The sequence below is a fragment of the Thalassolituus oleivorans MIL-1 genome (genome assembly GCF_000355675.1).
Classification (GTDB): domain Bacteria; phylum Pseudomonadota; class Gammaproteobacteria; order Pseudomonadales; family Oceanobacteraceae; genus Thalassolituus; species Thalassolituus oleivorans.
Map to the genome: position 1 here is coordinate 618,998 of NC_020888.1, position 20,813 is coordinate 639,810.

General features: G+C 47.7%; 20 protein-coding genes. 8 read left to right on the plus strand and 12 right to left on the minus strand.

Annotated features, from left to right (window positions below):
* The first annotated feature begins 245 nt into the window (after positions 1 to 245).
* The 3 genes from TOL_RS02855 to TOL_RS02865 are packed head-to-tail and all read left to right on the plus strand — an operon-like array spanning position 246 to position 3,116.
* Positions 246 to 1,229, plus strand: a complete 984-nt coding sequence (locus TOL_RS02855) for a DMT family transporter (protein ID WP_051052369.1) — start codon at positions 246 to 248, stop codon at positions 1,227 to 1,229.
* A 60-nt stretch (positions 1,230 to 1,289) separates the two neighbouring features.
* Positions 1,290 to 1,913: an LPP20 family lipoprotein gene (locus TOL_RS02860; protein ID WP_015485764.1), complete on the plus strand. Its 624-nt coding sequence runs from the start codon at positions 1,290 to 1,292 to the stop codon at positions 1,911 to 1,913.
* A gap of 12 nt (positions 1,914 to 1,925) precedes the next feature.
* A complete protein-coding gene (locus TOL_RS02865) occupies positions 1,926 to 3,116 on the plus strand; it encodes a flagellar assembly protein FlgT (protein ID WP_015485765.1) in 1,191 nt (396 codons plus the stop codon).
* 101 nt (positions 3,117 to 3,217) lie between these two features.
* Here TOL_RS02865 and TOL_RS02870 read toward each other — a convergent pair whose 3' ends face one another.
* From TOL_RS02870 to TOL_RS02915, 10 genes are all read right to left on the minus strand, one after another.
* Positions 3,218 to 4,723: a SpoVR family protein gene (locus TOL_RS02870; protein WP_015485766.1), complete on the minus strand. Its 1,506-nt coding sequence runs from the start codon at positions 4,721 to 4,723 to the stop codon at positions 3,218 to 3,220.
* The gene (locus TOL_RS02875; protein ID WP_015485767.1) at positions 4,720 to 6,000 is read right to left on the minus strand and encodes a YeaH/YhbH family protein; all 1,281 of its coding nucleotides are present in this window, start codon (positions 5,998 to 6,000) and stop codon (positions 4,720 to 4,722) included. The genes TOL_RS02870 and TOL_RS02875 overlap by 4 nt, the downstream gene beginning before the upstream one ends.
* 32 nt (positions 6,001 to 6,032) lie before the next feature.
* Positions 6,033 to 7,955 carry a PrkA family serine protein kinase gene (locus TOL_RS02880; protein WP_015485768.1) on the minus strand — a complete coding sequence of 641 codons (1,923 nt, stop codon included), beginning with the start codon at positions 7,953 to 7,955 and terminating at the stop codon, positions 6,033 to 6,035.
* A gap of 316 nt (positions 7,956 to 8,271) precedes the next feature.
* Positions 8,272 to 8,592 carry a thiosulfate sulfurtransferase GlpE gene (glpE, locus tag TOL_RS02885; protein ID WP_015485770.1) on the minus strand — a complete coding sequence of 107 codons (321 nt, stop codon included), beginning with the start codon at positions 8,590 to 8,592 and terminating at the stop codon, positions 8,272 to 8,274.
* Between the two features lie 64 nt (positions 8,593 to 8,656).
* Positions 8,657 to 9,472 (minus strand): symmetrical bis(5'-nucleosyl)-tetraphosphatase, encoded by an 816-nt coding sequence (locus TOL_RS02890; protein ID WP_015485771.1) that lies wholly within the window; start codon positions 9,470 to 9,472, stop codon positions 8,657 to 8,659.
* 55 nt (positions 9,473 to 9,527) lie between these two features.
* On the minus strand, positions 9,528 to 9,905 hold the full coding sequence (gene apaG / locus TOL_RS02895) for a Co2+/Mg2+ efflux protein ApaG (RefSeq protein WP_015485772.1): 378 nt from the start codon (positions 9,903 to 9,905) through the stop codon (positions 9,528 to 9,530).
* On the minus strand, positions 9,895 to 10,785 hold the full coding sequence (gene rsmA, locus TOL_RS02900; RefSeq protein ID WP_015485773.1) for a 16S rRNA (adenine(1518)-N(6)/adenine(1519)-N(6))-dimethyltransferase RsmA: 891 nt from the start codon (positions 10,783 to 10,785) through the stop codon (positions 9,895 to 9,897). The genes apaG and rsmA overlap by 11 nt, the downstream gene beginning before the upstream one ends.
* Positions 10,786 to 10,856: 71 nt before the next feature.
* Entirely contained in the window at positions 10,857 to 11,840 is a 984-nt protein-coding gene (pdxA, locus tag TOL_RS02905) for a 4-hydroxythreonine-4-phosphate dehydrogenase PdxA (protein ID WP_015485774.1), read from the minus strand.
* A complete protein-coding gene (locus TOL_RS02910) occupies positions 11,837 to 13,117 on the minus strand; it encodes a peptidylprolyl isomerase (protein WP_051052370.1) in 1,281 nt (426 codons plus the stop codon). Before TOL_RS02910 ends, pdxA begins: the two co-directional genes overlap by 4 nt.
* On the minus strand, positions 13,107 to 15,584 hold the full coding sequence (locus tag TOL_RS02915; RefSeq protein WP_041588381.1) for an LPS-assembly protein LptD: 2,478 nt from the start codon (positions 15,582 to 15,584) through the stop codon (positions 13,107 to 13,109). The genes TOL_RS02910 and TOL_RS02915 overlap by 11 nt, the downstream gene beginning before the upstream one ends.
* A 109-nt stretch (positions 15,585 to 15,693) precedes the next feature.
* Between TOL_RS02915 and TOL_RS02920 the strand changes: the two genes are divergently transcribed.
* Genes TOL_RS02920 through djlA form a run of 3 tightly spaced genes read left to right on the plus strand, consistent with a single transcriptional unit; the run spans position 15,694 to position 18,298 of the window.
* Positions 15,694 to 16,728, plus strand: a complete 1,035-nt coding sequence (locus tag TOL_RS02920; protein ID WP_015485777.1) for an aminoglycoside phosphotransferase family protein — start codon at positions 15,694 to 15,696, stop codon at positions 16,726 to 16,728.
* Positions 16,725 to 17,411 (plus strand): N-acetylmuramate alpha-1-phosphate uridylyltransferase MurU, encoded by a 687-nt coding sequence (gene murU / locus TOL_RS02925; protein WP_015485778.1) that lies wholly within the window; start codon positions 16,725 to 16,727, stop codon positions 17,409 to 17,411. The genes TOL_RS02920 and murU overlap by 4 nt, the downstream gene beginning before the upstream one ends.
* On the plus strand, positions 17,408 to 18,298 hold the full coding sequence (djlA, locus tag TOL_RS02930; RefSeq protein WP_015485779.1) for a co-chaperone DjlA: 891 nt from the start codon (positions 17,408 to 17,410) through the stop codon (positions 18,296 to 18,298). Before murU ends, djlA begins: the two co-directional genes overlap by 4 nt.
* On the opposite strand, the gene arfB is transcribed toward djlA, so the two are convergent.
* A complete protein-coding gene (gene arfB, locus TOL_RS02935) occupies positions 18,295 to 18,723 on the minus strand; it encodes an alternative ribosome rescue aminoacyl-tRNA hydrolase ArfB (RefSeq protein ID WP_015485780.1) in 429 nt (142 codons plus the stop codon). The genes djlA and arfB overlap by 4 nt on opposite strands.
* The gene (gene trhA, locus TOL_RS02940) at positions 18,723 to 19,382 is read right to left on the minus strand and encodes a PAQR family membrane homeostasis protein TrhA (protein ID WP_015485781.1); all 660 of its coding nucleotides are present in this window, start codon (positions 19,380 to 19,382) and stop codon (positions 18,723 to 18,725) included. The genes arfB and trhA overlap by 1 nt, the downstream gene beginning before the upstream one ends.
* A 119-nt stretch (positions 19,383 to 19,501) precedes the next feature.
* Between trhA and TOL_RS02945 the strand changes: the two genes are divergently transcribed.
* On the plus strand, positions 19,502 to 19,852 hold the full coding sequence (locus tag TOL_RS02945; protein WP_015485782.1) for a GIY-YIG nuclease family protein: 351 nt from the start codon (positions 19,502 to 19,504) through the stop codon (positions 19,850 to 19,852).
* Positions 19,853 to 20,017: 165 nt separating this feature from the next.
* Positions 20,018 to 20,800 carry a type II secretion system protein N gene (gene gspN / locus TOL_RS02950; RefSeq protein ID WP_015485783.1) on the plus strand — a complete coding sequence of 261 codons (783 nt, stop codon included), beginning with the start codon at positions 20,018 to 20,020 and terminating at the stop codon, positions 20,798 to 20,800.
* Positions 20,801 to 20,813 lie beyond the last annotated feature (13 nt).

Consider the following 20,813-nt stretch of genomic DNA (forward strand, 5'->3'; position numbering starts at 1 on the left):
GGACTATCCTGCCTTACACGACATTTAAAAAACTCAGCGATTACCCAATGACGTTACTCATATTGCAATGTTTTGCTCCTACACTGATCTCAGCAGCGGTGCCCGTGAAGGCAGTCCGTATGTGTGCTCGTGTGCGTGCGATTCGCGCGATTCGACGATGTTGGCCTGAGAATCTAGTGTAACAACGCTCTATTTTAAAAGGCCGCCGATAATAGCGGCCTTTTTTGTGGCTGTTATTTAGGAGGATGTTTCAATCAGCAAATACAGGTGAAATCATGCTGATTATTGTTGCTTATTTATTCGTTATATTTATTTGGTCGACAACTCCTGTCGCTATTCAATTTAGTTTAGGGGGCCTCGATTTTTTTACGGCAGTGTCACTGCGTATGTGGCTTAGCGCCTTGTTGTCGTTGCCCCTATTACTGATTTTGGGGCAACGATTAGTGTTAACTCGTCCTGCTTTAATGAGCTATGTCGCCGGTAGTTTAGGCGTGTATGGCGCCATGATGTCGGTTTACTGGGGGGCGGCTTATATTCCTTCTGGTTTAATCTCAGTGCTATATGGCCTGTCGCCTATGCTATCGGGAGCGCTTGCTTATTGGTGGTTGGGCGAACGCGAATTAACGCCGGCGCGGATGATTGCGCTCTTGATTGCATTGTGTGGTTTGGCGTTAGTCGTATCGGCACGCATGATGTTAGATGCTGAGTCTTGGCGCGGCATTTTGGGGACCGTCGTGTCGGTGTTGTGCTTTGCGGCGAGTGCCGTTTGGGTGAAAGCTGCGAATGCGGGACTGCATCCTATGGTGCAAACCAGCGGTACGCTTTGGGTCTCATCATTGGCCTATGCGCTGTCACTGCCATGGTTTGGGGTGCATATTCCCGACGCGTGGCCGTTTAGCTCAATGCTAGGTTTGGGGTATTTGGTGGTGTTTGGTTCTTTGTTGGGCTTCATGTTGTATTTCTTGGTGCTCAAACATTTACCGACGTCACGGGTCACTCTTATTACTTTAATTGCGCCCGTTCTGGCCGTGCTATGGGGATATTTGTTGCGTGATGAACGGTTGCAATGGAGCTCTGCAGGTGGAGCGGCGTTATTGTTGAGTGGCTTAGCCTTGTATCAATGGCATCAGTCGATGGATCGGTGCTTGCGGTGGTTATGGCCATTTAAGGCTAAGACTGAGGTGGCCAACGCGATGGATATTCGCGCAGCCCAGCAAGAAAAACATTAAACATTTCGTCAACCGGCCGATATAGATTGCATGAGAGCCTATATCGGGTGGGAGATGAATATGAAACAGTCAGGTGTCGCCGCTAAATTGCTGGTGTCGGTGTTAGGAGTTGCCACGATTTTCGGTTTGCAGGGGTGTTCTGATGCACTCATTCAGGATGGTAATTACGTCGAGCAGCCGGAAGCCTATTTTCAACCTGTCGAACAAGAAATTGATCCTGTTGCTCCTATGGTGCTGCGCGTTGTAGGGTACGGCGCTACGGATACTACTGATTCTAAGAAAAGCGAAGTACAGCGTCGCTTGATGGCTATTCGTGCATCAAAAATGGATGCCTATCGCTCGATGGCAGAACGCGTATATGGGACTTCTGTTCAAGGTAGTACCACAGTGCGCGACATGGTCGTATTGAATGATCGCTTCCGCTCTTATGTTGAGACCTATATGCATGGCGCTCGCGTTGTGTCCTCCGATGTGATGCCCGATGGCAGTGTCGAAACTGTGTTGGAAATGATCATAGATCAAGGGTTCCGTAACTGTTTACAAACCGCAGATAGCCAGCGTTTTAATGTTGACTGTCGGGTTCCCCTTGGTGGCCAGAGTGCAAATAACTTTGCCTCGAGTCAACGTCAACGCGTGCAAGGTGAAGCGAGTGTGCCCGAGGGCGGCTTCTACTTTATTGAGTAACAGGGGTTAGCTATGCGTACTTTCTTGTTTGTGAGCTTGATGGCCCTTGTGTCGCTTTCGGCGCCTGCACAGGCGCTAACGGTTGAGGTGGTGGGCGAGGCGGCTCTGACCGGAGCGGTATCTTATGCTCGTGAGCAGGCATTGAAAGACGCGCTGCAACAGGCGACCTTGCGCGGTGGTGCGCAAATTAGCAGCACCCAATTAATGGAGCACGGCGTGATTGAACAAGACGAAGTGCGTGTGCAAAGTAATGCTCAAGTGCGCGATGTCGAAGTATTGTGGGAAGACAGTCATGATGGTGTGTATCAAGTTGCTATTCGTGCTGAAGTTAGTAGCCAAGCTATGTGCCCTGGTTCATCTCAACGTTACCGTAAAGCGATCGCTATCGCAGGTTTCGGATTAGCACAACCGCAACAAGCGACCTATGGGCGCTTGGAAAATGTAGAACAGGCGTTACCTAGGGTGTTGGTCAATACCCTCAATGGGCGTGGCAATGTGCATGTTATGGATGCCTCGCGAATCAGTTTGTATCAAGACCCTCGTCGTGCTCCTTCTACCGAGACAGCGCAGCAAAGATTGACCACCTCGGTTGCGTTAGCGACTCAGCTCGGCGCGCAATATGTAGTATCTGGTGTTGTTCGTGATTTAGATTTTGAACCAGAAGAGCAAAAACGAGGATTCTCCTTGTTGGATAGCGTGGGTTTTGGCCATAAAAATCGCCAACGTCAGTTTGTAGTCGATGTGTTTGTACACGACGGTTTAAGTGGCGCTATGTTATTTCAGCGCAGCTATCACACCCAAGGTGCTTGGGGCGAGCGCCCAGATGCCAATGTGGGTTTCGCAACCCCGTCATTTTGGCGCACAAATTATGGCGATCAAGTGAAGGATGTATTAACGACCGTTGCCGATGATGTAGGTGAAGTCTTACGCTGCCAGCCTTTTATGGCTCGTATTGTAAAAGCGCGTGGTAACCGGTTGCACATTGAAGCAAGCGCTGGAGCGGGGATTCGTCCGGGTGATAAGTTTCAAGTGTATCGTACCGGTACATTTTATAATCTTGATTTAGAACCTCGTACTGAATTAACTGATATGGCCACTGTGGTCACGGTTAAGCAAGTACAGCCGCAGTTTATTATTGCCGATATGGCGTCATCCGCAGAACATATGTCGATTCAACGTGATGACATGGTCATAGCTTGGTAAGTTTAAGAGAAGAAAAAAGCCGCCTATTTAGGTGGCTTTTTTCTTGCTGTTTTCCACTACTACTATTGAAATTTTGCTTCTAGCTTGTTTGCATCGCCTTGCTATAAATCATCCAAGGTAATAGACGGACAGCTCATGCGACTTATTTTCTTGTCGTTTTCCCACGATTCTAAATGTATGTCGAATCCCCATAAACTGTGCAGATGCTTTAATACCTCGTAGGTATCGCCCGACAACGGTGTACTATTTTGCCGTATGTGACGCAGCGTCATAGAGCGATCGCCTTCTATATCTACCGATACGATTTGGATGTTAGGTTCGCGCATGGATAAATCGTATTGCCGCGCTAGGGTTTCACGCAGTTTTCGATATCCATTTTCATTGTGAATTGCGCCAACTTTATAGGTTGGTGCTTCATCATCATCGTAAATACTAAATAAATGAAATTCACGCATTAGGTGCGGGGATAAAAACTGTTGAATGAAACTTTCATCTTTGAAGTTCTTCATAGCGAAATGGACTGTTTCTAACCAGTCCTTTCCAGCAATGTCAGGGAACCATTCACGATCTTCATCCGTTGGATTTTCACAAATCCTTTTAATATCGCAAAACATATTAAACCCTAGAGCATAGGGGTTAATGCCATTGAAATAGGGCGAGTCGAACCCAGGCTGGAACACAACGTTGGTATGAGAAGTTAAAAACTCCATCATAAAGCCTTCGTTGACCTTACCTTCGTCGTACAGATGGTTAAGGATGGTGTAATGCCAAAAGGTTGCCCAACCTTCATTCATCACTTGAGTTTGGCGTTGTGGATAAAAGTATTGAGATACTTTGCGTACTATACGGATCAGTTCACGTTGCCAAGGGTCGAGTAGAGGCGCATTTTTTTCGAGGAAATATAGCAAGTTTTCTTGCGGTTCCGACGGATACTGACGGCGCTTACGTGGGGCATCATCTTTTTTCTTTAATGGAATAGTGCGCCATAAATCGTTTAATTGTTGCTGGCGAATTTCTTCACGCTCTTGCTGACGTACGCGTTCTTCCGCTGCAGATATCGGCGACGGTCTTCTGTAGCGATCGACGCCGTAGTTTTGCAAAGCGTGGCAAGCATCAAGCACTCGCTCCACCTCTTCCTGCCCGTGGCGCTCTTCGCATTTGCGTACATAATTTTTGGCGAATACTAAGTAATCAATAATCGAACTGGCATCAGTCCATGTGCGGAATAAATAATTGTTTTTAAAAAATGAGTTATGACCGTAACAAGCATGAGCGATAACCAATGCTTGCATAGGAAGCGTGTTCTCTTCCATTAAGTAGGCGATACAAGGATTAGAGTTAATAACAATCTCGTAAGCTAGCCCCATTTGGCCGCGCTTATAGCTTTTTTGCGTAGATAAAAATTGTTTGCCGTACGACCAATGGTTGTAGCCAATTGGCATACCCACTGAAGAGTAGGCATCCATCATTTGTTCGGCGCTAATAACTTCAATCTGGTTCGGATAGGTATCGAGCTTATAAATAGCAGCAACTCGTGCTATTTCGCGGTCGTACTCCTCCAATAATTCAAAAGTCCAATCAGAATCCGTCGAGATATAGTTGCTCATATCGCCTCCTTAACCCGATCTTTGGCGAATAGTTCGCGGAATACCGGAAAAATATCTTCAGGGCCGCGTATTTGCGCAAGAGCAAACTGATTAGCAAACGCTCGACTTAAATTTTGATACGCCGTCCACAGCGCTTGGTGCTGATTCGGGGTGATCTCTATGTAAGCAAAGTACTGCACCGCTGGTAATAATTTTTCTGCCAATATACGAGAGCATACCGGAGAGTCATCGTCCCAGTTATCACCATCGGATGCTTGAGCAGCATAGATATTCCATTCTTCGGAATTGAAGCGATCTTCAATGATTTGATTCATTAAATTCAGTGCACTGGATACTATGGTTCCGCCAGTTTCACGAGAGTAAAAAAACTCTTCTTCTGTGACTTCTTTAGCACTGGTGTGGTGGCGAATGAATACTATCTCAATGTGTTCGTAGGTTTTTTGTAAGAAGAGATACAACAATATATAAAAGCGTTTTGCGATATCTTTTACATCCTGAGTCATAGAGCCCGATACATCCATAATACAAAACATAACGGCTTTGCTCGATGGCGTCGGCACTTTTACTTTGTTGCGATAACGTAGATCAATATCATCGATAAAGGGGATGAGTTTTAAACGTCGTTCAACGTCGGCAATTTGTTCTTTTAAGCTGTTAAGCATGACTTCGTCAGCAGGGCTTTGCGCTTCAGTATCGAGTAATAATTGTTGCAGTTCTTTGAGCTTGCGCCGCTTGCCGGAGCCCATGCCAATACGACGAGCATGAGCGTTGCGCATAGAACGGACGACCGATAGATTATTGGGTGTGCCTTCGGATACGAACCCAGCTCTACGTGTTTTGAACTCTTTGGTTTTAGCTAATGTCTTTTTAACCATATTCGGCAAAGCTAAATCGTCGAATAAATAGTTTAAGAACTCCTCTTTGGTGATGAAGAAGGTAAAGTCTTCCTCTCCTTCGCCCGAGTCGCTGGCATTGCCGCTGCCAGCGCCGCCACCCCCTTGCTTGGGTTTCTCTAGCTCGTCGCCAGTACCAAATTGTTTATTGCCCGGATATACACGATGCTGCTTTCCTCCTTTACCGTGCGATATAACGGGTTCATGGGTGTTCCGCGTTGGAATGCTAATTTCTTCACCGCGTTCCATGTCAGTGATGGAGCGGCGATTAACCGCGTCCGACACTGCTTCTTTTATATGCTGTTGGTAGCGCTTAAGAAAGCGCTGCCGGTTTACTGTGCTTTTATTCTTGCCGTTCAAACGACGGTCAATAACATAGGACATGCAATTCCCCTTACGGCGCCATTGTCGGCTTTTTACTGCGACTTACGGACGCGCAGATACCATTCGGACAGCAGTCTTACTTGTTTCTCCGTGTAGCCTCGTTCTGTCATACGGGCGACAAAGTCATCGTGCTTTCTTTGATCATCGTTAGACGATTTAGCCGAGAAGGAAATCACTGGAAGTAAATCTTCGGTATTCGAGAACATTTTCTTCTCGATCACGGCGCGCATTTTTTCGTACGACTGCCATGACGGATTATTACCATTGTTATTGGCACGTGCCCGCAATACAAAGTTTACGATTTCGTTACGGAAATCTTTAGGGTTGCTGATGCCAGCCGATTTCTCGATTTTTTCCAGCTCTTCGTTGATCGCGACGCGGTCGAGCATTTCGCCTGTTTCAGGATCGCGATATTCTTGATCCTGAATCCAGAAGTCGGCGTAGGTGATATAGCGATCAAAAATATTCTGCCCATATTCTGAGTAAGATTCGAGATAGGCGGTTTGGATTTCTTTACCGATAAAGTCGACATACTCCGTCGCTAGGTATTCTTTTAAATAGTTTAAGTAGCGGTTGTGAACTTCTTCAGGGTATTGCTCTTGTTCAATCGCTTGTTCGAGTACATACATTAGATGTACAGGGTTGGCGGCGATTTCAGTCGCATCAAAGTTAAATACTTTAGACAGAATTTTAAAAGCGAAACGGGTAGAAATACCGTTCATGCCTTCATCAACACCCGCCGAATCGCGGTATTCTTGCATCGATTTGGCTTTAGGATCGGTATCTTTTAAGTTCTCTCCGTTGTAAATCCGCATTTTGGAGTAAACGCTAGAATTTTCAGGTACTTTTAGGCGTGATAGCACAGTGAACTTCGCGAGCATACTGAGCGTATCAGGAGCGCAATGAGCGGTTGATAATGAACTGGTTGACAACAGTTTTTCGTAAATTTTTACTTCTTCATCAACACGAAGGCAATAAGGCACTTTGACAATATAAACCCGGTCGAGAAATGCCTCGTTGTTTTTATTGTTGCGGAATGCCTGCCATTCAGACTCGTTTGAGTGAGCTAAAATAATCCCCTCAAATGGCATGGCTCCAGTACCTTCCGTACCGTTGTAGTTGCCTTCTTGGGTTGCGGTTAATAGTGGATGTAGCACTTTAATCGGTGCTTTAAACATCTCGACAAATTCCATCAAGCCTTGGTTGGCTCGACAGAGAGAGCCAGAATAGGAATACGCATCTGGATCATCTTGGGAGAAATCTTCCAACTTACGAATATCAACTTTACCAACTAATGCAGAAATATCTTGGTTGTTCTCGTCACCGGGTTCGGTTTTGGCAACGCCGACTTGATCGAGTATTGATGGGTAGAGTTTTACGACTTCAAATTTACTGATGTCACCACCGAGCTCATGCAAACGTTTTACCGCCCAAGGTGACATGATGCGGCCAAGGTAGCGTCGTTGGATGCCATAATCTTCTTCTAAAATAGCACCATCTTCCTCAGCATCGAATAACCCTAAAGGGGATTCAAATACAGGTGAACCTTTAATGGCATAAAAAGGTACGTTTTGAATAAGTGCTTTTAAGCGTTCAGCTAACGATGACTTACCGCCACCGACGGGGCCTAGTAAATAGAGAATTTGTTTGCGTTCTTCCAAGCCTTGGGCGGCATGACGGAAATATGACACGATATTTTCTACCGCATCTTCCATGCCGTAAAATTCGGAAAAGGCAGGGTAACGTTTGATGACTTTATTGGAAAAAATGCGGCTGTAGCGCAGGTCTTTGGAGGTATCGATAAATTCTGGCTTACCTATGGCAGTCAGCATACGTTCCGCAGCAGAGGCGTATACGTTGGGATCTTGCTTACAAAGTTCGAGGTAGTCTTGCAGACTCATGACCTCTTCTTGAGTATCACGATATCTGTCTTGATAACGACTGAATACGCTCATGGTGCACCCCTTGTTCGTCTAAAAACGTGTTGTCTAAATTACATATAAATCCGTTAGTGAAATCTTATTCTTAGAACCAGTATGGTCTATGTTGGTTGCGATCTGCCAGATAATTTAACTTTTTCTGACACCTTATTTTTAGTATGCATTCACCGTGCCGTGATGCACCCATTGATGTGTTCGAATGTGATCAATGCACGGTTAAGTTTATTTTGCGTCGAATTGGCGTTAGATAAATGCAGGGGGAATGCAAAAGTGTAGAAACAAAGACAAGAGCGATAGCAGGGATGCTACCGCTGTTTAGCTGAATTAACGCTTAACGGTTACACCAGTCAGGAGCGACCATTTTCCACATTTCGTAGCCACCATCAATGCTATAAACGTCGCTAAAGCCTTGCTCGCTAAAGAACTGAGCGGCGCCTTGACTCGAGTTACCGTGATAACAGCAAACCAAAAGCGGCAACTCTTTACTCGCGGCGGCCATAAACTCTGGCAGATTGTCGTTATCAACGCGGATGGCGTCGCGAATGTGCCCAGCTTGAAAACTCATCACATCACGAATATCGGCAACCTTAGCGTTACCTTGCTCTAATATCACTTTGGCATCGGCTGGGGAAATGCGTTTGAATCCGCTCATTTGGGTACCTGTGTGCTGAATATAGTCAGAGTTTTTGGGTTATTGTAATCGAGTATACTGAATTTTATGCAGGGGTAGCAGCAACACTAAAGCGTTGTTGATCCTCTAAGCGTAAGGCCGTTAAGGTGCCACCCCAGACGCAACCGGTATCCAGTGCAAAGACATTCTCTGCGTTAGCCTGACCGTTTAACGCTGCCCAGTGGCCAAATAACAAACGCGTGGCTGATGCTTGGCGGGGCGTTATCTCAAACCAAGGTTTAAAGCCTGTAGGTGTCGTATCTAAACCTTCCTTGCTGGTTAGGTCTAGCGTGCCTTCGTCATCAACAAAGCGCATGCGCGTCAGGCTGTTGACGATAACGCGTAAACGATCAAATCCAGTAAGATCATCCGACCAGCGATTGGGTTTGTTACCGTACATATTTTCGAAGAATTGAGAGCAATCGACAGACGTCAGTATTGCTTCTACCTCTTGCGCTAGCTTTTGTGCAGTGGTTGCCGACCACTTTGGAGGCAATCCTGCATGAGTCATGCACCAATTTTGCGCCTCATCAAGGTGCAATAGTGGTTGATGACGCAACCAGTCGAGTAATTCATCGCGATCTGAAGCCGCGAATATAGCGTTTAATGTGTCGCTTTTACGGCTATTGAGTTTGGCATAGTGCATGGCCAATAGATGTAGGTCGTGATTACCCAGTACGCTAATAGCGCTATCCCCTAAGTTCTTAATAAAACGCAGAACTTCCAGTGACTGTGGGCCACGATTGACCAAGTCCCCAGCAAACCAGAGCTGGTCTTGCTGGGGATCAAAGTTAATGTGTGCTAACAAACGCTGTAGCGGTTCGTAGCAGCCTTGGACATCACCGATTGCGTAGGTGGCCATGCGTGTGCTCCGTGGTGAAACAGACTGCGTTAAATTCGTGCGAATATTGGCAGTATCAATTCAATGCGTTCGGTGCTGATAAAGTAAAAACAGGGATAGTGGCGTGAAATAGGGTGCCATCGTCTGCTTGCATGACGTAGTAGCCGCGCATGCTTCCTACTTTGGTGCGCAACACTGAACCGGATGAGTAACGGTAGGTTTCCCCCGGTTCTATGGTTGGTTGTTCACCGACAACGCCTTCGCCTTGTACTTCTTGCACATCGGCATTGCCGTCGGCGATAAACCAGTGACGGCTGCGTAATGTCGCACCATTATCACCACTGTTGTGAATGCGAATGTGGTAGGCAAACACAAAGCGGTCTTCTTCGGGGATGGATTGCTCAGCCAGATATTCGGTATTTACGCTGACTTCAATGCTGTCTTCAATATTCATCCTGCGACTCCGGATCATTGTTCAGTGCATCACTATGGGTAACATCAGTGTCGGCGTTATCTGCTGCAGCGCTTTTTAAGTCAAATACGGCATCAGAGATACGAACATACTCGGCGAGAGTTAGGCGTTCGGGCCGTAAGGTGACATCAATTCCGATCGCTTCTAATGCTTCTGCATCAATCAAACGTTTGAGCGTATTGCGCAGTGTTTTACGGCGCATGCTAAACGCTTCACGTACCACATGTTCAAGCGTTTTGTGATCTTTAGCCGGGTAAGGTAATACGTCGTAAGGAACCAAGCGCACAATGGCCGAATCAACCTTGGGCGGTGGATTAAATGATCCTGGGCCGACAACAAATAGCGGTTCCACTTTGCAAAAGTACTGCGCCATGATGCTCAGGCGGCCATAGTCACCAGTGCCCGGGCTTGCAGCCAGTCGCTCAACCACTTCTTTCTGCAACATAAAGTGCATGTCTAACACCATGTGGTGATGGGCTAGAAAATGGAAAATCAGCGGTGTTGAAATATTGTAAGGCAGATTACCGACAATGCGCAGCTGCTGACCCGGCTGTAAAATAGTGCCGAAGTCGAACTTTAGCGCGTCACCTTCATGGATGCGGAAATCCGGGTAGTTAAAAAACTTGGTGCGCAAAATTGGGATGAGATCACGGTCAAGCTCGACCACATCCAACTTGCCACAGGCTTCCAATAGAGGTTCCGTCAGAGCGCCCATGCCCGGGCCGATTTCAACCAGCGCATCGGTTGCCTTTGGGTGAATGGCGCGCACAATCTTGTCGATGACATGGTGATCGTGCAAAAAGTTTTGACCAAAGCGCTTACGTGCGCGGTGGCCTTGGGCCTTCTGGGGTTGCTTGCTCATGCTATTGCCTGTGTCGGCAGGACACGCTTGTTTATCTAATAGCGGTCACTGCGGAATAAAAATAAATACGGTTATGTGCGGTTGCTTGCCATATGTGCCGCAACTGCAATCGCGGTGTTCAAACTGCCAGCATCGGTTTTGCCGGTAGCGGCTAAATCGAGTGCGGTGCCATGGTCGACTGAGGTGCGCACTAAAGGTAACCCCAGAGTAATGTTGGCAGCACGACCAAATCCATGAAATTTAAGCACAGGTAAACCTTGGTCATGGTACATGGCTAAAGCCGCATCGGCGTGTTGTAAATGTTTTGGGGTAAATAATGTATCGGCGGGTAGGGGGCCGATCAAGTCGATGCCTTCTGCTCTTAGCTGCGCTAAGGTTGGATTGATAATATCCAATTCTTCACGTCCTAGGTGGCCATCTTCACCCGCATGAGGATTGAGTCCTGCGACTAATATCCGTGGATCCGCGATACCGAAATATTGCTTTAAATCGTGATTCAAGATGCGCACGACGCGTGAAATTCGATCGGGTGTTATGGCATCAGCGACGGCACGCAGCGGTAAGTGTGTGGTCACTAAGGCTACTCGCAAATCCGTTGTTGCCAGCATCATCACCACTTCTTCAACACCGCAATAATCGCGGAAGTATTCGGTATGACCACTGAATGCAATACCGGCTTCGTTAATGATGCCTTTATGCACAGGAGCAGTCACGATTCCCTGCCAGCGACCATCTAAGCAACCGGCCGCCGCAAGGCGTAGTGTTTCGAGTACGTAATCGCTGTTGCGGGCATCCAGTTGCCCCGCAATAACTGGCGTGCGTAACGCAACCGGATAGATGGTTAGGGTACCGTTCCCACTCGCGCGAATGGGACTATCTGGATCAAATACTTGCAGCGTTAATGGCAGTCCTAATTCGGCGGCACGTTGGTGCAGTAGATCGGCATTGGCGATGACAACCAGCTCATGTTCTTGCGGTAATTGTGCAATTTGAATGCATAAGTCTGGACCGATGCCCGCCGGTTCACCGGCGGTAATGGCTAAACGCAGTGTCATTGCGCTTCCTTGATGTCGACATATGCTTCTGAGCGCACTTTACGCAACCAGATCGGCAGTTCTTCGTCAAAGCGGCGTGCGTATAACATTTGACGAATCTGGTTGCGTTGCAGTTCTTCGCCAACGTCGGTTTTCTTACGCCCCTGAATTTCTAAAATATGCCAACCGAAGCGGCTTTTGAACGGCGCGCTGATTTCATTGGTGGCTGTGTTTTCCATGGTGGCGTCAAACGCAGGCACCATGTCGCCGGGATTGACCCAGCCTAGATCGCCGCCACTGGCACCGCTACCAGGATCATCACTGAATTCACGGGCTAGTGCGGCAAAATCTTCGCCTGCTTGTAAGCGTTCGTACAATTGTTGAATGAGTTCTTCGGCTTGCGCATCATCACGTACTTCGTTGGTTTGAATCAGAATATGACGCACCTTGGTCTGATCGATCATCTTAGTGCTGCCGCCGCGTTTTTCTTCCAGCTTGATAATGTGAAATCCACTGGCACTGCTGATCGGATCAGATACTTCACCGACCGCTAGCTTAGGTGCAACATCGGCAAACAGGCTTGGCAGTTGTGCCTCTTTGCGCCAGCCCATGTCTCCACCGTTAAGCGCGGTACGACCGCTCGATTCTGCCATGGCTGTGCTGGCGAAATTGGCTCCGGCTCGGAGGCGTTTAACGATGTCGTCAGCTTTGTCATTAGCTGCTTTATAGGCCTCAGGACTCGCGCTTGAAGGGACTTCAATCAGAATATGACGTAAGTGATATTCTTCTGCGGAGGCCATACGGCCAATATCTGAGGCAAGGAAGTAATCGATGTCTTGGTCGGTAATTTGAATACGTTCACCAACTTGGAACTGCTGTACACGGCTAACACGCATTTCGTTGCGAATTTGTTCGCGAGCATCAACGAAAGATACGCCTTCATCTTTCATAGCTTGTTCAAACTGTTGCAAGCTCATGTTGTTTTGCTCAGCGATGCGCAACATGGCATCGTTAAGCTGACTGTCGGTGACGCGGATACCCGAACGGTCAGCCATTTGCACCTGAATGCTTTCTGAGATCATGCGTTCTAATACCTGTTCGCGCAGCACATCTTCGCTGGGTAATTCACTGCCACGATTCTGCACTCGTACGGTATTTAGGCGTTTTTGCAGTTCACTTTCCATCAATACGTCGTCATCAACGATGGCGATTACACGGTCGATCAATACCGGTGCTGCTTGTGCGGTAATAGCACTTAGCGCGAATGTGGCGCAGGCGATAAATTGTTTAAAAGTCATGATATTGCCGTCTTGAGTATCCATTGATGCCGTCGCTGATAAGTTCATCAGTACCGCTGCCGAAATTGCCTAGTCCTTTTAACTGGAAGCTAAGCATGAAGCCATATTTTTTATCTGTGGTGTAATCCACATCAGAGCTGTCGTTGCTCGAGCTTTCGCGATAAAGCGCTTGTACACGCCAGCAACAACTTTGATATTCGAGTCCTGCTATTGACTCCAATACAGGACTAACAGGTTTTCTTTCATCGGTATCGTACTTACGCAAATCACGTAATTGTCTTGCGACCAAAGCCCACCGGTCGTTTAGTGCCCAAAATGCTCCTGCATCTAACTGATGTGTGCTGGTGGACACAGATTCTGTGCTCGTAGAGTAACTCTGCGTACGGGTACTACTGACGCTTAACATACGATTATTCGAGCCTTCATAGCGAGCACCGTATTTGCGCTGCCGAGCGTAGTCGTAGTAAGAATCCCACTCCAGTGTAGAGAAGACAGACCAAGATTCACTTGGGTTCCATTCAACTTCACCTAGTGTACTGGAAGTTGCTCGGAGGTCGTACTCCCCAACGTTGGTTCCGGTTAATTGCACGTCACGATCGCGTTGGTAATAAATTCGGCCAATGCTTGCACGTAGCTGCTCCAAACCATCATCCCGAATAAGGCGGCTGGTTAAACCAACACTCATTTGATTGAGATCTGCTAAGCGGTCGCCACCGGTAAAGCGGTCACCGGTAAAAAGGCTGGCGAATGTTACTGTGGTGAGCTTGGTATCGAAATTAGGCACGAGATTCTGATTGTCGATGTAAGGGCTACGCACGTAATAGATGCGCGGTTCTAGAGTTTGTTGATATTCATCACCAAACCAATCAAATTCTCGATCAAAGTACAGGCCCGCATCGACGCTGTAGCGGGCGGCACCATAGGCCGGTTTTTCATCAAACCCATCCAACGCTAGTACTGTCGCATCGGTATCGTACAGGTGATAACTGCGATAACGATATTCTGCACCAGGCGTTAAGTATCCGAATGGCCATTCCATCGGATAAAACGCACCAGAATCTGACACTAAACGATCACCATTAATGGCGCTAAAACCAGATAGTGTTTGTTCAATATTATTGATAGTGGCTTCACTGTCGCGATTAAAACGCGTGGTTTGCAGTGTTTGGGTAAAACGTAGACCATTGAGCGTTTGCGGTTTGTAATTCACATTAAATTGCGGCAAACGTCGATAAGGACGATTCGCTAACGTGATGTCATCGTCGATTGTTTGGAAGCTTTCAATTGTCGCGTCGGCATGCCAGCTACCTTGATCGAAAAGAATCTCACCGCGACGAGGAAGGTGCGTTGTTCTATCAACCGCAGCGCTTGGATTCATGTCATTTAAATAATCGCTATCGCTAACGTGATTGTAGACCCAGCGATGTTGCAAATTCGGCGTCCAGCGTCCCGCTTGCTGGTAGTTGATTAACCAGCGCTCGTCTTGCTCAGTAGCGTCTTTGTTAAGATAAGCATAATTAAGCTCACCATCACCCAGCCATTTGGTTTTATGTCGTAGCTGGCTTTCCCAAACCACACCACGATCAAGAATATGATGAGGAGTAATGGTTGCGTCGAGATTCGGAGCGAGGTTCAAATAAAACGGTATTTGAATATCTTCCGCTTGGCCGAGTTCGTTGACGGTAAATTTGGGATCTAAAAACCCAGTTAGACGGCGATCATCAATTGGAAAGCGGTAATAAGGGATGTAAAGAATTGGCACTTCACGAATTCGTAAGCGTGTATGCCAAGCGGTACCAAAGCCTTCTTCTTGGTCGAGGGTTAATTCACTTGCGGCAAGATCCCAATCATTGCGGCCGGGTTCGCAAAAGGTAACCGTGGCATCTTCAAGTTCTAAGAGATTATCTGACGGTGTTTCTATACTTGCCGCAGTGCCGCGCATGTGGCGTGCAGGAATGGAATAAGCCGCACGATTTAATGCCACTTGGCCATCAACTTCTTGGTAGGTTGCAGCATCACCGCTAAGGGACAGCACGGGGGTGTTTAACGTTACGTTGCCAGTAAACAGCGCCTGACGTTCATCTGGCTGCCAATCGGCTTGATCGGCGGTTAAAACTCTATCTTGCTGGCGAAATATCACATCACCTTCGAGGTGCATAGAACCGCCAATTTGCATTTCTGAAGCATCCGCGTCCGCCTCAATGCGATCGCTATCGAGTGGCGTTATATCGGCAGGGCGATACATGCCGCGGCAGAACGAGGGCAACGTCGCTTGCTCTTCTTCGCTGAGCTCTTGTTTCGGCACCCAGCCGAGTTCGGCGACACTATTCACACTCAATAGGAGTAAGGCGATGCCATAAACGCTGGCGCGCAGATGCTTCACTAACGGTGAATGCCGAACGCCAGTGCGCGGTGATATAGTCGACGGCACATCAGTGCAGGCCGGTAACTTGGGTATTTTTATCATGTGCGGCAGCAAGCGCGATTCCAATATGAAGTGTGATATCTTAGCGCGAATAACATGGTGTGGCGCGCGCAGCGCCCAATTCTAGAACGACTGACACTGAGAGGCCAGCATGGATCAGCGGCGGGACGCACTCGCGCACTGGGCAACGGCGATAATTCGCCAGCAAACAGGTTTTGAAATACCAGCAGAATTAGAGATGGTATCAGGTGATGCCAGCTTTCGTCGTTACTTTCGGTTGCGTTGGCTAGATCACAGTTGGATTGCAGTAGACGCGCCTGCCGACAAAGAAGATAACCCACGTTTTGTGCGCATTGCCGAAGATTGGTTCAAACGTGGCGTTCACGTTCCTAAGGTGATTGCCCATGATTTTGTGCAAGGTTTTATGTTGCTACAGGATTTTGGTGATCAAATATTATGGCCGGTTCTTCATTCTGAAGAGGCTAACCGTACTTCTGTTTTGCATCATTATCAGCAAGCCATTGACGAGTTGCTGCGTATTCAGGCTTTGTCTTGCACGCAATTACCGCCCTATGACAATGCATTATTATTGCAAGAGATGGCGTTGTTTCCTGATTGGCTCTGCGATCAGCAATTGGCGATGGCATTGACTGCAGATGAAAGAAAATTACTTGATGATGCCTTTGCTTACTTAGCAGAGTTAGCGTTGGCCCAACCTATAGTAACAGTGCATCGTGATTACCATTCGCGAAATTTAATGTTGGATAGCGATCAGCGTATCGCTGTGATTGATTTTCAGGATGCTGTTGCTGGGCCTGCGACTTATGATTTGGTGTCTTTGCTGCGTGATTGTTATGTGCGTTGGCCTGCCGAGTGGGTTGATGAATTGGCGAGTTACTATTGGCAACACGCACGACGCTTAGGTATTTGGCATAGTGATTGGTCGGACTTCCGCCAAGCTTTTGATGCGATGGGATTGCAGCGGCATTTGAAAGCCGCGGGTATTTTTGCGCGTTTGAATCTGCGCGATGGCAAAAATGGTTACTTAGCCAGTATTCCTAATACTTGCCAATACCTACTCGATGTTAGTGCCCATGATCCGCACTTGGTCCCATTTCATCAGTGGTTAGTTATGCGCTTTATGCCGGCGCTGGAGCAATTTGAATTGGGATGTAGTGAGTCATGAAAGCCATGATTCTAGCGGCTGGACGAGGTACTCGTATGGCGCCGTTGACGGATGCTTGCCCTAAACCTTTATTGCCGTTAGCTGGTAAGCCACTCATTGTGCATCACATCGAAAAACTCGTCGCGGCGGGGATTACCGATATTGTGATTAATCATGCTTGGTTGGGTGAACAAATAGAGCGGGCGTTAGGTGATGGTTCTAGCTTCGGTTGCAGTATTCAGTATTCTGGCGAAGTAGAAGCATTAGAAACAGCGGGCGGTGTCTATCAGGCGTTACCTTTACTTGGCGCCGAGCCATTCTTGTTAGTGAATGGCGATGTCTGGACTGATTGGGGTTACGAACGAGCTCTCTCTATTGAGCTCGCTCACAGTGATTTGGGTTTTTTATGGCTGGTGGATAATCCGGATCATAATCCGAACGGTGATTTCGGGTTGACGAAGGAAGGCTTAGTTTTATCTCAACCGGATACGACGGGTTACACCTTCAGCGGCATGAGTTTATTACGCCCTGAACTTTGGCAAGGTTTTATAGCGGGTGCGCATCCATTGGCCCCAATGTTGCGTAATGCAATGACACATCAACGAATTCGCGGTAAACATATGCAGGCTCGATGGGTAGATGTTGGAACGCCACAGCGTTTATACGATCTTGAGCAGCTTCTATTGGCTGAGGCGACGCGATGAACTTTTGGTTCGGCAAGCTTACTGGTGCTGTGATTGGATTGTTTAGTGGTGGCCCGTTTGGTTTATTGATCGGTGCTTTTGCTGGGCACTTATTTGATCAAACAATTTCAAAGAATCTACTGGGTAAGCAAGAGTCCGAGTGGACGCAGGGAAGTCCGGAACGAGGGCCATTCAAAGACAGCAAAGGTTCAAGTAAGCAAAACGCCCGCGTGCAAGAAGTCTACTTTGCGACTGTTTTTCGTGTGATGGGATGTATTGCCAAAGCTGATGGCCGGGTTAGTGAGCGAGAAATCGCCGCAGCAACAGCCATTATGGATCAAATGGGGTTGACGGGAGATCAGCGCCAAAAAGCCATTGGATTGTTCACGGAAGGCAAGGGCACGAATTACGACTTAGCCCCAGATCTAAAATCACTCAGTGCAGCATGCCGTGATCGTGATGATTTAATTCAGATGTTTGTTGAAATTCAACTCAGCGTTGCATATGCCGATGGCCAGTTGAGTCGTGATGAGAAGCAATTATTCTCGCAAATTTGCAAAGCTTTAGGCGTTGGCGCATTTCAATTTGAATGGATTCACAATCGAGTTCGTGCGGGTGCGCGCAGTCAGCAATCGCAGGGGCGAGCTGGCGGTCGTCAACAAGCGCCTCGTACGAATAAGACATCTGAATTGAATGACGCTTATGCCATTCTAGGGGTCAAGTCCTCTGTCGCGGATGCTGAATTGAAGAAAGCGTATCGTCGACTGATGAGTGAACATCATCCTGATAAGTTAATAGCTAAGGGCTTGCCCGAATCTATGATGCGCTTGGCGAAAGAAAAGACGCAGGAAATTCAAACCGCGTACGACAAAATCCGCAAGCATCGTCGCGCCAGTGCTACTGGCTAATCAACCTTGCCTCGCAATGCCTTTATTTGACCACGTTTAACCTTACTCTCTACCCGACGTTTTTTGGATGCGAGTGTCGGCCTAGTTGCCATGCGTGGTTTAGGCACAGTGCTAGCGGCTAGCAATACCTGTCGTAAGCGTGCAATAGCATCTTCGCGGTTTTGTTCTTGGGTGCGAAATTGCTGAGCCTTAATGATTAATACACCATCTTGGGTCAGGCGTTGATCGGCGGTTGCCAATAAACGCTCCTTCCAGCTAGGTGGAATCGAGGAGTTCGGCACAGAAAAGCGCAAATGGATCGCGCTTGATACTTTGTTGACGTTTTGACCGCCAGCTCCCTGAGCTCGTACGGCTCGTATCTCCAGCTCGCTCCAAGGAATCGTGACGCCTCGGCCAATGAATAAGCCCGTTGTGATCGTGTCCATTAAGCTACCTTTACATCCGCTAAATAGAAGGCGATTGCCCAAAAGTGGCAAAAAGCACCTGCCATCACAAATAGATGCCAAATTTCATGAAAGCCAAACCAGCGCGGCCACGGGTCTGGTTTTTTGGTGGCGTACACTATCGCCCCTACGGTGTATGCAAGTCCTCCATAGAGTAACCACCATAAAGCTCCAACAGGAATTGTGTCTATCGCAGGTTCGATAGCAAACACAATTAACCAGCCCATCGAAACGTACACCACTGTAGAAAGCCAGCGTGGTGCGCTGAGCCAAAACAGTTTTAGAAATACGCCCGCCAAAGCCAATGCCCAAACGGCTGAAAATAAACCCCAGCCGACGGGACCATGCAATGGGATAAGGCAGAAGGGGGTATAGCTTCCAGCGATTAGCAGAAATATGGCCATGTGATCTAGGCGCTTGAGCCAGACGATGATGTGATCGGGCGCATGCAATAGATGATACAGTGCGCTGCTGGCGAACATTAAAAATAAAGTAGCGCCAAATATCGAGAACGACACCATATGCCAAACTCCGCCGTATGTTGCAGCCTGAACGGCTAATATACAGAGGGCAACAATGGCGAAAAGCGCGCCGATTAAATGGGTTAAGCCACTGATAGGATCGCGAAAAACTGAATGCATGGTGACATCTTATTGGGTAAAAGAATGTGTGAGAGCCTTTGCATAAAAGTGTAACGGCGCTGGCTTTCGGGGTTACTCTAGGTACGATACGGCTTTTCTGAGTTACGGCAAGGATAAAAGTGGCAGCGGAGTCTAAGGGGGTGTTGTTAGCTACCGACACCGGAGCAAAAGGAACCGGACCAGAAGGATGGAGTCTGTATCTGATTCGCACCGCTTCTGGTAGCTTATACTGTGGTGTCACGACGGATGTCGAGCGGCGTTTTCGTGAACATTCTGGTAGTGGGGTGAAAGCCGCTAAATCACTGCGTGGACGCGGCCCTTTGGTCCTAGAGTTTCAGCGCTATATTGGTAGTCGAAGTGCGGCTTTGAAGTGTGAATTTGCGGTGAAACGTTTATCGCGAACTGAAAAAGAAAAGTTGATTTCTGGCTTAAGAAATTTGCCCGATATGATTAACGCGAGTGAGGTCTGAGCTGCTAAATCCATCTTGAGGAACAATAGTTGTGCTTTTATTGACGCAATGGCGCGATCAGCAGGATGACGTCATTTTACATGACTGTCACAATCACCCATTAAACTTTGCCGCCCTTATGCGTAGAATGGGCCGCAGTCTTCGACACGGAATCATTAATTAAACATGTTGCAATCCATCTGGGCTGCTCGCTGGTACTTGTTACTGGGCATCCTGACCTTTCTTATTGTTCTAGTGGTGAATACACCGCTCCATTTTATTTGGCAGTATGCTGAACCGGCATTGGGCCGCATGCCTATCCGTATTCAGAATCCTACAGGCACACTTTGGCACGGACGTTTGATCGCGGACGCTCCAGAGGTTGGTCCTGTGCAAGTCACTTGGCGCTTAAGCCCATTGTCGTTGTTAAGTGCTCAGCCTGAACTGAACTTAAGTGTCGATAACGAACGCGTACGCTTGCATGGTGATGCCGCTGTGACTATAGATCTGGCGACGATGACACCTTCTTCTATCATATTGACCGACGTGTCGGGTTACCTAGATAGCCAAGTTGCGGCTAAGGCACTGAAAAGTATGCGAGTGTCTGTAAAGGGTGACGCCGAGTTGTCACAGTTGAATGGTGAGTTTGATTTAGTCAGCAAACAAGTTCTGAGCTTGACTGGGCGTCTTATATACAGCGGTGGCAACGTGCAATTTCCCGTACAGCGCAATCAGGTCGATGCGCTTTTGCCAATGCTTATTGGTGAGATGGGTATGGAAGACGATACCGCTGTTATGAATGTTAAAACACCTGAAGGTAAAGATATTGCTCGCGTATTTTTACAGGCAGATGGCTGGGGTGGTGCATCAATGCGTAAACGCGCCGTGGATTTGGTTGGTCAGCAATGGCCGGATAAACAGGCGACGGAGGACACGGTTATTTTTGAAGTGTCCCATAAGATTCTATAACCTGAGTCCTTTG